Origin of the sequence: Bacteroides sp. 2_2_4 (genome assembly GCF_000157055.1) — a bacterium.
Taxonomy (GTDB): domain Bacteria; phylum Bacteroidota; class Bacteroidia; order Bacteroidales; family Bacteroidaceae; genus Bacteroides; species Bacteroides ovatus.
Genome location: NZ_EQ973362.1, coordinates 242,946 through 256,712, shown reverse-complemented (window position 1 = coordinate 256,712; position 13,767 = coordinate 242,946). Strand labels below are relative to the sequence as shown.

General features: G+C 43.7%; 10 protein-coding genes. 3 read left to right on the top strand and 7 right to left on the bottom strand.

The genetic code is table 11. The features are described from left to right. Window positions 1-7 precede the first annotated feature (7 nt). From BSCG_RS10080 to BSCG_RS10110, 7 genes are all read right to left on the bottom strand, one after another. Window positions 8-574, bottom strand: coding sequence for a PepSY-associated TM helix domain-containing protein (locus tag BSCG_RS10080; RefSeq protein WP_004305100.1), 567 nt, complete (start codon window positions 572-574; stop codon window positions 8-10). Next, the gene (locus BSCG_RS10085) at window positions 561-1,148 is read right to left on the bottom strand and encodes a hypothetical protein (protein ID WP_004309654.1); all 588 of its coding nucleotides are present in this window, start codon (window positions 1,146-1,148) and stop codon (window positions 561-563) included. The genes BSCG_RS10080 and BSCG_RS10085 overlap by 14 nt, the downstream gene beginning before the upstream one ends. 180 nt (window positions 1,149-1,328) lie before the next feature. After that, window positions 1,329-2,954: a fimbrillin family protein gene (locus BSCG_RS10090; RefSeq protein ID WP_004324550.1), complete on the bottom strand. Its 1,626-nt coding sequence runs from the start codon at window positions 2,952-2,954 to the stop codon at window positions 1,329-1,331. A 35-nt stretch (window positions 2,955-2,989) separates the two neighbouring features. Then, window positions 2,990-4,501 (bottom strand): DUF6850 family outer membrane beta-barrel protein, encoded by a 1,512-nt coding sequence (locus BSCG_RS10095; protein ID WP_004309656.1) that lies wholly within the window; start codon window positions 4,499-4,501, stop codon window positions 2,990-2,992. Next, a complete protein-coding gene (locus tag BSCG_RS10100) occupies window positions 4,494-5,726 on the bottom strand; it encodes a DUF4876 domain-containing protein (protein WP_004324552.1) in 1,233 nt (410 codons plus the stop codon). Before BSCG_RS10100 ends, BSCG_RS10095 begins: the two co-directional genes overlap by 8 nt. Window positions 5,727-5,730: 4 nt before the next feature. Beyond that, a complete protein-coding gene (locus BSCG_RS10105) occupies window positions 5,731-8,568 on the bottom strand; it encodes a TonB-dependent receptor (protein WP_008776470.1) in 2,838 nt (945 codons plus the stop codon). Window positions 8,569-8,809: 241 nt separating this feature from the next. Beyond that, complete coding sequence (locus tag BSCG_RS10110) at window positions 8,810-9,817, bottom strand: aspartate-semialdehyde dehydrogenase (protein ID WP_004299708.1); 1,008 nt, start codon at window positions 9,815-9,817, stop codon at window positions 8,810-8,812. Between the two features lie 252 nt (window positions 9,818-10,069). On the opposite strand from BSCG_RS10110, the gene BSCG_RS10115 reads away from it, so the two are divergent. Genes BSCG_RS10115 through BSCG_RS10125 form a run of 3 tightly spaced genes read left to right on the top strand, consistent with a single transcriptional unit; the run spans window position 10,070 to window position 13,585 of the window. Further along, the gene (locus tag BSCG_RS10115; protein ID WP_004299709.1) at window positions 10,070-12,205 is read left to right on the top strand and encodes a cation:proton antiporter; all 2,136 of its coding nucleotides are present in this window, start codon (window positions 10,070-10,072) and stop codon (window positions 12,203-12,205) included. Next, a complete protein-coding gene (locus BSCG_RS10120) occupies window positions 12,187-12,921 on the top strand; it encodes a ThiF family adenylyltransferase (protein WP_032842925.1) in 735 nt (244 codons plus the stop codon). Before BSCG_RS10115 ends, BSCG_RS10120 begins: the two co-directional genes overlap by 19 nt. A 7-nt stretch (window positions 12,922-12,928) precedes the next feature. Then, entirely contained in the window at window positions 12,929-13,585 is a 657-nt protein-coding gene (locus BSCG_RS10125; RefSeq protein ID WP_004309659.1) for an ABC transporter ATP-binding protein, read from the top strand. Window positions 13,586-13,767 lie beyond the last annotated feature (182 nt).

Sequence of the window (13,767 nt, the reverse complement as noted above, 5' to 3'; positions counted from 1 at the left end):
ATTCTATTCAAAAGAAGAAAAGGAAAAGAATGGGAATCAAGATTCCGACAATGACTTCGATCCCTCCTCTGCCGATAATGCCCTTATTCCCTTTCAGCATGATAATGCCGGAGAGAGTAATGATAATAAGAGCGATGGCGAAAATATCAGCAAAGTAAGTCCACCATTGTCCCGGGTTGTAATGTAAGCGGGACATTGCTCCGATAAGCGGGCGGCGGGTGACGGATTCATATACCGCTTCTCCTGTCTTCACGTTTACCAGGAGATTGGAGCCGCCTTTCAGGAATACTTTCATTACGTCCGTTTTCGGGAAGTAATATTTGGTATAGTTGCCGCTTTCTCCCAATGGTTCCAGGAGAGTGAGCACTTTCTCCTTATTCATTCCTGCTTTATCCGGTAGCTTTTCTGCTATCTTATACTCTTTCCGTGTGATGGAGAAGTTCGGATTAATAGTGTCACGGTGATTCATTACAATTCCGGAAATGGCATATATCAATACCATTCCGGAAAAGAAAAATGATAAGTCACGGTGTATGAGCCGACTCCACTTACGGATGTTACTACTCCACTTCATACGAGTCAGCTTCCATGAAATAGAAAGATAAATACTCTTTTCCTGTTTCTGCCTTGCGGTCGGCTATTTTTGCACGGAAATCTGCAATGCGGGCTTCAGGGCTGTTGGCTGTTTCACCACGTGCTTTCTTTTCAGAGTCGCATCCGGCTTCACCGGTTCCGTGTTTCTCGGCAGCCTGTGCTTTGAGTTGCGCTTCCCAGTTCTGGAGGTAGGCTTCGTCAATGCGTTGTTCTTTCAGTGTTCCGGTAACACGAACGATGGAGTTCACGCATTTAGGATCGAATGTCCCCAAAGTGCCCGCTTCTACACGGATCACTTGGGTATCGTCGCTACCCATCAGGAAGATTTTCTTTGCGCCATGTTTGCAGGTATGTGTGCAGACGCCTTCAATGGTCACTTCTTGTCCTGCAAGGCTTTCGGCATTGGCAAGAAGAGAATCAATTTCCAAGGCGGAAGATGCAGACTGTTCTGTAGTCGCTTCTGATGCGCTTTTCTGTTGTTTGTTACCACATGAAGTTCCGATAAAAGTCATTGCCATGATGGCAATTGCGATTGTTAGCTTTTTTGTTTTCATTGTTATTGCTTCGTTTTTATATAGTTTGTAATCTGTTTTTCGTTTGTTTATAGCTTATCGTAGTTCGCCTTACGGGCGAGGGGGGTAGCCTTACTTGAAACTTTTAGTTTCCCAGTTTGAAACTGGTAGTTTCTCACCGAGAAACTAAAGGTTTCAAGGCATGAAACAAATATTAGTCTTTTAGTTGCCGGCTTGATCCCTTATGCAACGAACTTGCATACCGGCTTTAATGCTAACATAAGATAATGATAATCTGCCTTCCGGATACTTGGTTGCATTGATTGTACTCATTAATCCAAAGAACTGTATATTGGTTAGTAGGCCGCTGGTACTATTGTATATGGGTTTGTAGGCGGTCGAAGTCATGAGATAATTCATTGCCGGTTTTCCATGCCACGCAGCTTGAATCTTGGCGTCATCTGCTATTGCAGTTTTTTGGTAGCTGCCGGCGCCTGTAAGACTTGTTGCCATACGAACACCGGAGAATTGGTAATTGAATCCTGCATCCATCAGTGATGATATTTTGGCTCCATCATAAGCTGTATCATAAAAAAGAGCTTTATCACCATCAGCCGGTACCTTGCCGTCGGCATCATTCGTTGTTTTTCCTACCAGATTAAAGTACTCCAGACGTGTCGGTATGTGCCATCCTTTCGGGCAGATTCCTTGTGCTCCTTCAAAGGAGGTCAGATTACTATCAGTAATTTCTTTACCACCCAGTGCAGCCTGGAAATCATATAGATAACCTAATTCTTTTATGGCACTTTCTTTTGTTGTAGCTACGGTTGCACCGTCGGCTGTGATTTCATACGGATACCAAACATGGCTATCAGCAGTTGGATCACTTGAAGGAGTATACCCTTTCGGTAAATAAATAAGCGGTTCAGCCATCCATGTCGTACCGTTTGAGAGAGTTACAGTCTTATATTTTACATTATCATACAGGAAATAGTTCTGATCGAGATGTTCCTCGAAAGGAATCTCATTATCAGCTCCAATTTCACCCTCATCTGTCCAGTTTTCAATGTCACCACTAAGTTTGACTTCTATATCGTCAGGTAACACGCGAATGTTCACACTGTATTGTCCTCCTTGTGCCAAAGTGGTAGATGTGAGCTTCTGTGACAAGGTCTTGCCGTCAGATGTTGCTACTTCAAGCGTCAAGGCTACTGTTTGGGGAACGATAATGGCGCGGTATGTCTCATTCGCTTTAACGGCTTGTGCAACAATGCTTGTTGCGGAGGCGTTTGCATCAGCAGTCACTGTGAGAGCACTCAAATCAAGAGTTGCAGTCGGGATGGAACCTTTCAATGCGATAGACGAGATGTTAGCTTCTACTTCCTTTGTTACATTAATCACTAATTTAGTAAACATGTGTTTGAAGTTCATGCTTATAACGTTGGTAGTCGGAAGTACATCCGATTTCTTTGCTGCCATAAAATCTGACGCTCCATATCCACTAGTCTGATCGGTTTCAACAGTAAATGAAGCCGGAGTATTACCCTCCTTATAGGGATAATAGGCTACTATTTGCGATTTGTCATTTCCTTCCGGGTACCAGAGTAAATCGCCTGCAAATACTCCGTCATTGTATGTCATCTGTTTATTCTCTGCATATACGAAGTCACCGTTTTGGGTGATTGTAACACCGATTTTATCTCCGGTCTCAAAGTTAACTTCCGTAGCACGTGTAATAATAGGAGAGATAGTAATGCGACTGTTTGCAGGAGTCGTAGCTTCGTTCTCTTCCTGTTGGCAAGATACCAAAAGCGCTGCTGCGAAGATAAATGTCAAACTCTTTTTCATTGCTTAATAATTTAGTTTATTTATATTCATTGTTTTCAAAAAGTATATCCTAATTTGATAGTCTCGTTCCAACGGTTCGAACCATCTATATATTGCAGGTTGAAACCGTGCGTATAACTACCTTCTACTTCCGCATAAATTCCATAGTTGAAATGATAGCGCAATCCGAGATGAAATGTCGCTTGTGGGGCGGTTGCATATTCATTTTTCAGATTGTAATAATCAGTCAGCCGATAAGGCGGATTACCCGGTTCCGTATCTGTTGCCGTAGTCCTGTTTTTCTCGGTAAAGTTTCCTATGGCAAAGGATGCAGCCGCTTTCAGGTCGAGTTTCCCTAGATGAAATACGCTGGAGATATAAGTCTGGCTACAAATCATCTTTTCCGAAACCACATAAGGATACATCTGTGTGGTCAGTCGTCTGAATGTTGATATATTCGTTCCCAGGCGAAGTTCCGTGCGGGGACTAATCAATTCATATTCGGGATTAGCAGAGAAAACATCCTGCTCAAAAATACGATTGGAACCGTGTACGTGAGTGGTCGTTATCCCGTTCACAGTTTCTTTGGTTATCACATTTTCGTTGTTGACCAGATGTGACCATTGCAAGTTCAGTCGCAGAAAATGCTCTTTCTTTCCCTGTTTGAAATGATAACTCAAATGGGAGGTAATTCGGTGGGTTGGAAATTTAAACCAGATAGCATCTCTTTCACCGGCAGAACCTGAAGAATATGTGTATTCTGCATCTCCGTAAAATCCTTTCCATTGAAGTTGCACGGCTACCCCGTTCGACAATTCTTTGATGGGGAAACCGTTGACACCCGATTCACTAAGATGGATTCCACTCCCGTCCCATGCCTCGTAAGCTCCATACATAAGTCCTTTATCCAGAAAAGCATTGTAAGAGTTTTCGGCTGTACCGATGACTTCTGCTTTTACTGATTCGCTATTTTTGCCGAGAATATAGGAAAAGCCGATCGCCATATCTCCCAAATGATACATGATGCTGGGGGCTATTTTCAAATCCAGTCGGTAATTGGTATGCCGCAAGTCCTTTCGTTTGGAATAGTTGGAAGCGGCAAAGTCTATCTTTCCTCCTAATCGCCAGTTGGGTGAAATATCAGTTGCAATACCACCCATGAAAGTGTAAGTTTGCAAGTCTTTACGTCCGGGTGTGAACTCCAGGAGGTCTACGGGATAAAATCCTGGGTGGATAAACATCGAACCGCTCATATCCTTGCCTGAAGTATGATCGAATGAGAACGAACCCGTCAGTGAATAACCTTTCAGATGAGTGATGGACTTTGCTACCGCTCCGGCACTCCATGCTTCTTTTGCTTCGTAATAGTTGCGGAAATCACCGTGGTTATTCTTTCCGTACAGTTCGGCATAGGAAGCAGAAATACTGTCCATCATGATACCTGTGACATTTGTCCCGGCATTCCAGGAGTTACGCCGTTCGATGATGTCATAAGTCTGCGCCGAAACTCCGGATGTCAGACATAGGATCCAAAGGCCTGTTATATATATTTTCTTCATCTCACTCATGCAAAGATTGTTTTTCCCGTTCATAAAAATCGGTAGAAGAGTTGTTTGTATCTACCAGTACTTCGTAACCCGCTTCCTGTGTCGCTTCTTCATCCACATGACGGTATAAACTGCGTCCGTTGTATGTGGCACTTTGAGTGACATATCCCGCATCGATGGATGGAGAAATACGCTTTTTATTGTTGGAAGAACCGCCATAATATACTTCCGTGCCATCAATCATCCAGTCAAGTGGTATCGCTATCACCTGATCCGTAGTGCTTCCCGGTTTTTGTATGACGCTTCCCTCTTTTAGAACGAAGTCCTGTATCGTGGTATCCTTGGCTTTAAAAATAACCGCGGCAGGAGAAAATATCGAGAATGAATAGGCGTTCGCCTGACCAGTCTTCAACACTACGTTCAGGTAATGATCCGGTGTGATCTGGTCGCCCGGAGCCGGATGATACTGTGTGTTCGGAAAATAAACATTATTATAGCATACAAAATATCCGGGTTTGTTCAGGTTGACAGATTGCGGATATTGTGCCGCATGGTCAACCGCTCCGTTGATGGCAATCACTGCATCTTCTCCCGGCTGAAGCGGGAACGTTTTACCGGTACCGCCAAATTGCCAGATACACTGAACGATGGGAGCAAAGTCCTTGAAGATGGTTGCTCCGGTTACTTCATCCTGTGTCACCCATACATTAGTGGCTTGTGAATTGTAAGGGTCGAGTGCTCCGAAGCATAAACTATCCAGATATTGCACTTCCGAGTCGTTATTATGCAGGATAATGTACTTGTCGGACTGATAATTTCCTTCCAGCGGTAACTTTGTGCATCCTCCGCAGTAAATCTCTTTAATAATGATCGTCCCGGCCTTGGAATGAATGAGCGGGAGATTAAGAGACATGTCTCCGCTGGTTAGTTTGACATTATCAGCTAATCCGTTGAAAATATCCTTTCCGCCTTTGTCGCTGACTTGTACGCGGTATATACCTTTGGTCAAAGAGAATTGCGCCACTCCATTCTTGTCGGTTTTAGCCTTGTAAGAATTTCCACGGTCGACATCTTCAATCTTTACGGTCACTCCTTCCCGGAGATGATCCGTGTATCCGTCCGGATATACGGCAGTAACCTGCAGGCTGTGCAACTGGTTGTCATACGGATTCTCTTTATCGATATCTGTGCATCCCGCAAAGATGCCAGTCACTGTTAGTAATAATATGTAGATGAATTGTTTCATATAGTTAGAATTTGATACGGCAAGTAAGTCCATAATAGAAATCCGGGGTGAAGAGAGCGCTTACACCCGTTGCATGAGATTTTACATAAGGCCGTGAGTTGGTGAAATTAATCGCATTGAGAGAAAGAGATACATAGTCTCCAATCTCTTTGGTGATATTGATATTGGCAGAAAAATAAGGATCATATCCGTCTGCTGCAAATGTATAGGCATTGCCCGATTTGCGTATCAGGTAGGAGAATTCCGGATTCGCGGCTTCCGCTGATGTGAAAGGATGCATCTCATTATTCAGGTCGAGGTATGCTACCGGCCAGATAGCGGTATAAGAGTTACCGTCATAGATACTTCCCCCGGTTTGGGTATTACTGCTTTCGCTCACATTGAAAGCATATTCTTTTCCTTGATACTCGGAGATGTTCTGCGAACGCTTCACAAGCGAAGCTTCCAGTCGGCACGAGATAATCAGTCTGGCTTTCGGAATACGGGTGATGGCTGTGATATTGGCATCCAGCGAGTGGGTACGCTTGCCGTTGGCAGTAGTCGATAAGTTGTCGCCGTTGGCGTAGATACCTACATATTGGTAAGAACGATTGGCAAGACTGGTGTGCGACCATCCATTCTGATAATAATACGATAAAGAGTTGTCGATGTATTTCGTATAAGTATAAGCGGCATCTACCCGGAATTGCGTGCGAATCGGAGTAATTTCCGGGAAATCAACAATCATTTCCGCTCCGCGACGAATCACGTCCATTCCATTGTCGGGAGAAGTTGACTTTACAAAAGTCTGGTCGGTCACTTTGACATCCATAGGAGTCCAGTAACTGGATGCATTGTCGCGTATGTAAACCATCCCTGTCTGGTTATCTACATTGATTTGCGGGTTAGTCGGCATCGTGAATCCATCCGGCAATTGGAGCACATCATAGGAGAACGGAGTATAAGTACTTGCGTATTTATACGGCAGCTTGGTACGGTTGAAATAACCGACTAATGAAATTCTGGTACGGGCAATGTTGACGTCCAGACCGATTTCTGCGTTCTGATTCCGTTGCCAGCGTAGGTTTTCATTGTGCAATAACGTGTAGGGCTGACTATAATATATATAAGATGATTCAATCTTATTATAGGAAAAGCCGAAGGTCTGTATGTCCCGATATTCCTGTTTGGGATACAAGGTGTAGAAAGAGGGCAGCTTTTCGGTAATTCCCCAACCGCCACGGATAGCGATATGTTCGTTCAACTGCCATCTGGCATTGAAACGTGGTGAAAGAGTATTCAGGTTCTTATATTTCGTTCCCTTGATAAACAAATGTTCCCAACGTACCCCTGCCATCAGTCTAAGCATGGTATTTCCCACAGGAAATGACAGACTTTCTTCTGCATAAAGCGAAACATTATGCATATATGGATAAGTAGTGTAAGGACGGGGACGATAACCGTTTGGAGCCAATGATGGGTCTTTGTAATATTCTCCTTCACCCACATTGCCTGTTGCTTTCCATTGAACACCCGCTTTCAGGTTGCTGTTTACAGTCTTAAATCGTCTGTTCCATTCATATTTTAACGATGCGGCATAATCCAGTTCTTTGGAGTCGATGATTTGGTCGGCAAAGTAAGTATATGGCAGTTTGTTTGCCATAAAATATCCTTCCTCTGTGGCATGAACAGCCGGTTGCTCCGATGCATAGGAGTAGAACGTATGCGCGTGGGAGTTGTTATCATTGTAGTATATCGATGCGTCGAACTTGAGGTTGGTTATCCACGATTTGTTGAGCAGCCAGGCCAGTGAAGTGTTTGTCCGGAATACGTTATCTCTCACTTTGTTGTATTCTCCCGAATAGGCATCAGGATCATCTTTGGTATTCATTCCTCCGATATTGCCTGTAACACCGATGTCGAATCTTAATACGTTGCGGAACGTGTTGCTATATCCGGCAGAGAATCCTCTTCTTGTATAAGAAGAATAGGGAGATACCAACTTTTGAGTAGCCTTGGTCCACTCACCGTTTATGTTGATGACACCTTTATTGTTTCCTAAATCCAATCCTTTAGCAAATGAAACCTGTTCGGTGCGAGGATTGATAGACAGCAATATGTTCCAGGGTGTTTTCCCTTTCCGGGTGTGAATCTTGACCATACCACTATTCAAGTCTCCATATTCTGCCGAAGGCACTCCGGTGATGACTTCCACCGATTCAATATCTGCAACAGTGATATTCCGGGTATCCACTCCGTTCATATTGCCAAACGAACCATTGTTTCCAATACGAACTCCATCCACTTCTACGGCTGTTCCAAATGCGGCATTACCGGCTGTTGACCCTCCGTCGCGTAATGAGAAGATATTATTGGTGGTAAGATCCGGCACTTTAGTTTTTCCTCCCGGAAGGAGAGCGGAGATATCGCTCACGTTGGACACCTGTAGATGTTCCAATGCATGATTTCCGATAGTGAGCGTCGTGTTTAATTCATTTTTGGGTGCTTGTGCAGTGACGACTACATCATCCAGTGCAAGTGTATTTTCTTTGAGTATGATAGGAAGGTTATTGATATTGCTGCGTACATTTACGGGAATTGTTGCCGGTACATAACCAAGAAAAGAAACCTCCAGATTATATTTTCCCTCCTGTACTCCTTGTATCGTAAATTCTCCTTTCTGATTGGATACGGCCCACAAATAGGTACCTTTAATGAGGATAGAAGCACCAGGCAAAGGGGAATTCGTTTTTGCCTCGGTCACACGTCCCGAGATTGTATAGATGTTTGAATTAGCTGTGGCCTCAAATAAATTGAAAAATAGTAGCCCCCAGAATGCTATATTAAAAAGACAATATTTCATAGATAAGTTTTGCGCAAAATTCGATAAAAAGTGACTTTCTATCAATCACTATAAATAGTTATTTTGGTAAATGCTGATACCTATAACTAGTGACTTCTTACCTACGAATAGGTATTTTCTCTCTAATTACGGCTTGGAGAATAAAAAAACCGGCTTGCATTGTGATCACTATCACATTGCAAACCGGCTGATTTATTGGGCTTATCTATAGTTGTCTGGATATTATATCCAGTCTGTTATATTAGATATTTTTTACTTTAATCAAATATTCGGCAATCTGAACAGCATTCAGGGCAGCCCCTTTCTTAATCTGGTCACCTACAATCCAGAAAGTCAATCCGTTTTCGTTTGTCAGGTCTTTGCGGATACGGCCTACGTATACCGGATCTTTACCTGCCAGGAACAACGGCATCGGGTATTCTTTTTCGGCAGGATTGTCCTGCAGAACCAGACCTTCACCGTTAGCGAATGCTTCACGAGCCTCTTCTACGGAAATCGGACGTTCAGTTTCTACCCAAATACTTTCAGAGTGAGCACGTAATGCAGGAACACGTACGCAAGTTGCGCTAACTTTTACGTCAGAATGCATGATCTTGCGTGTTTCATTATACATCTTCATCTCTTCTTTCGTATAACCGTTTTCTGTAAACACGTCGATCTGCGGAATCAGGTTGAAAGCCAACTGATAGGCAAACTTCTCTACAGTCACAGGTTCGTTTGCCAATACCTGACGATATTGTTCGTACAATTCGTCCATGGCAGCGGCACCCGCACCACTTGCTGCCTGATAGGTAGACACGTGCACAGTTTTTATATGAGAAAGCTTTTCGATGGCTTTCAGTGCAACTACCATCTGGATAGTCGTACAATTCGGGTTGGCGATAACGCCGCGCGGACGTTCCAATGCATCCTCTGCATTTACTTCAGGCACCACCAAAGGCACATCGGCATCCATACGGAAAGCGCTGGAGTTGTCGATCATCACAGCACCATACTTGGTAATTGTTTTCTCGAACTCCTTAGATGTTCCTGCACCGGCAGAAGTGAAAGCAATGTCTACCCCTTTAAAGTCATCGTTGTGTTGTAAGAGTTTCACCTCGATCTGTTTACCGCGGAAAGTATATGTTGTTCCGGCACTACGTTTAGAACCGAACAAAACTAACTCGTCCATCGGGAAGTTTCTCTCATCGAGCACGCGCAGGAACTCTTGTCCTACGGCTCCGCTTACGCCAACAATAGCTACTTTCATCTTTTTCTTTTGTTAAATTGTGAATATTGAATTTCTCTCCTTATCCTGTCGAATAGAAAAGATTTGGCTGCAAAATTATAACAATTTAGCATATAAACATCGATTTTGAGAGAAATATTTCAGTTTTTCGGCGGATTACTCATGCTTCCGTATAGTTGGACGTGGTTATTGGAGTGAAATGACCATTAGACATTCATTGGATTCTGCAAACTTTTTTGTTCCTTTGCAGAAAATTCCTAAAAAACACAGCCTATGAACCTGTTTGATCTCAATTTAACGCTGCCGATTTCTGATCCGACCTGGGTGTTCTTTTTGGTACTAATTATCATTCTTTTTGCTCCGATGATTTTGGGGCGTCTCCATATACCTCATATTATAGGCATGATTCTGGCGGGTGTCTTGATTGGCGAACACGGCTTTCATGTGCTCGACCGCGACAGTAGTTTTGAACTGTTTGGTAAAGTAGGACTCTATTACATCATGTTCCTTGCCGGTCTTGAGATGGATATGGAGGACTTTAAGAAGAACCGGACGAAAAGTTTCGTGTTCGGCTGGCTCACCTTTCTGATTCCTATGGCGTTAGGGATATGGAGTAGTATGAGTATGCTGGGATATGGTTTTCTCACGGCGGTATTGTTGGCAAGTATGTACGCTTCTCATACCTTAATTGCTTATCCTATTATTAGCCGTTACGGATTGTCTCGTTTGCGCAGTGTCAATATCACCATTGGTGGTACTGCTGTCACCGTTACTCTTGCTTTGATTATTCTTGCCGTCATAGGTGGTATGTTTAAAGGCACTGTTGATGGTTGGTTCTGGGTATTTCTTGTGGCAAAAGTGGCTTTCCTCGGATTCCTGATTGTATTCTTTTTCCCCCGTATCGGACGCTGGTTCTTCCGGAAGTATGATGACAGCGTGATGCAGTTTGTGTTTGTGCTGGCGATGGTTTTCCTCGGAGGAGGATTGATGGAATTTGTGGGAATGGAAGGAATTTTAGGTGCTTTCCTGGCAGGATTAGTGTTGAATCGTTTGATTCCTCATGTATCTCCTTTGATGAACCGGTTGGAATTTGTGGGAAATGCACTGTTTATTCCCTATTTTCTGATTGGCGTCGGAATGATTATTGATGTAAGAAGCCTGTTTACCGGAGGTGAAGCATTGAAAGTAGCTATTGTGATGACAGTGGTGGCAACCTTTAGCAAATGGCTGGCTGCCTGGATCACACAAAAGATCTATCGGATGCAGTCCAATGAACGGAGCATGATATTCGGTTTGAGTAATGCGCAGGCCGCAGCTACACTGGCAGCAGTGTTGATCGGTCATGAAATCATTATGGAGAATGGAGAACGGTTGCTGAATGATGATGTATTGAACGGTACGGTAGTGATGATACTTTTCACTTGTGTCATCAGTTCTTTGGTAACCGAACGTTCGGCACGTCGTTTTGCTTTGGATGAGAATGTGCAGGCGGAAGAAGAAGCTAAAAAAGTAAATACGGAACAAATCTTGATTCCGGTGGCTAACCCGGAGACGATTGAAGATTTGATTAATCTGGCTTTAGTAATAAAGGATGCCAAGCAGAAAAATGCATTGGTGGCATTGAACGTTATCAATGACAATAACAGTTCGGAGAAGAAAGAGCAGCAGGGTAAACGTAATCTGGAGAAGGCGGCTATGATTGCCGCTGCTGCCGATGTGCCTGTTACGATGGTGAGTCGCTATGACTTGAATATTGCTTCGGGGATTATCCATACAATCAAGGAGTATGAAGCTACGGATATTGTGATCGGTCTGCACCGGAAAGCAAATATTGTCGACTCTTTCTTCGGACATCTGGCCGAAAGTCTGTTGAAAGGTACGCATCGTGAAGTGATGATTGCCAAATTCCTGATGCCTGTTAATACCCTGCGTCGAATCAATATTGCCGTTCCGCCAAAGGCCGAATATGAGTCGGGATTCTCTAAATGGGTGGAACACTTCTGCCGTATGGGAAGTATCCTGGGCTGTCGGGTGCATTTTTTTGCCAATGAGCGTACATTGATGCGTGTTCAGCAACTTGTGAAAAAGCGACATGCAGGTACTCCGACGGAATTCTCCATATTGGAGGAGTGGGAGGATCTCTTGCTGTTGACAGGGCAGGTGAATTATGACCATTTATTGGTAGTTATCTCTGCCCGTCGCGGATCTATCTCTTATGATCCCTCTTTTGAACGTCTCCCGGCACAATTAGGAAAATATTTCTCTAATAATAGTTTGATAATCCTGTATCCCGACCAGTTTGGCGAACCGCAGGAAATTGTGTCATTCTCCGATCCTCGTGGACATAATGAGTCTCAACATTATGAGAAGGTCGGCAAATGGTTCTATAAATGGTTAAAGAAAAACTAATGGAAAGATACGACTGGCAACAGAGAACGGAACTCCTGTTAGGAGAGGAAAAGATGGAACGCATCCGGAACGCGCACGTATTGGTCGTGGGACTGGGTGGAGTAGGTGCTTATGCCGCCGAGATGATTTGCCGTGCAGGTGTCGGGCGGATGACGATTGTAGATGCCGATACAGTGCAGCCTACTAATATGAATCGTCAGTTGCCGGCCATGCATTCCACGCTGGGGAGGACGAAAGCGGAAGTGTTGGCAGCCCGTTATAAAGATATAAATCCGGCGATTGAGCTGACTGTCCTTCCTGTTTACCTGAAGGATGAAAATATACCGGAACTGCTGGATGCCGATAAATATGATTTTATAGTAGATGCTATTGATACGATCAGTCCGAAATGCTTTCTGATTTATGAAGCGATGAAACGTCGTATAAAGATAGTTTCCAGTATGGGAGCAGGGGCGAAGAGTGACATTACTCAGGTTCGTTTTGCCGATCTTTGGGAGACGTATCATTGCGGTTTGAGTAAGGCTGTGCGAAAGCGTTTGCAGAAGATGGGAATGAAACGGAAACTTCCGGTGGTATTCAGTACGGAGCAAGCCGATCCGAAAGCGGTATTGCTGACGGAGGATGAACAGAATAAGAAATCGACATGTGGAACAGTTAGTTATATGCCGGCCGTGTTTGGGTGTTATCTGGCTGAATATGTCATTAAACGATTATAAGGCTATTATGATAAAACTAGAAGGGATTACGAAGAGTTTCGGCTCATTACAGGTGTTGAAAGGCATTGATCTGGAAATCAACAAAGGAGAAATTATTAGTATTGTAGGCCCGAGCGGTGCGGGTAAAACTACGTTATTGCAGATAATGGGCACTTTAGATGAACCGGACGCAGGTGTGGTACAGATTGACGGAACAATGGTGAGTCGGATGAAGGAGAAAGAACTATCTGCATTTCGTAATAAGAATATTGGTTTTGTTTTCCAGTTTCACCAACTACTGCCGGAGTTCACGGCATTGGAAAATGTGATGATTCCCGCTCTAATCGCTGGGGTATCTTCGAAGGAGGCGCACGAACGCGCTATGAAGATTCTGGATTTTATGGGACTGGTTGACAGGGCTTCTCATAAACCGAATGAATTGTCGGGAGGCGAGAAACAACGGGTGGCGGTAGCGAGGGCTTTAATCAACGATCCGGCAGTTATTCTGGCAGACGAACCATCCGGTAGTCTGGATACACATAATAAAGAAGATTTACATCAACTGTTCTTCGATTTGAGAGACCGGCTGGGGCAGACTTTTGTCATTGTGACGCATGACGAGGGGCTTGCCAAAATTACGGACCGGACCGTTCATATAGTGGATGGTATGATTAAAAAAGATTAATTAGAGAACCTAATTTCTAAAAATGTATACCAAAAAGGTAGAGCCTTGCAAGTGTTCTATCTTTTAGCTATATATTTATAGTCGCTTCTCTACGGAAGTCTGTGAAGATGATAGTAGAGTGTTTGTTTTGTTTGTGTGTGATGCATTCTTGTCTGGTGTGATAGGAATGCATCTTTTTTTTA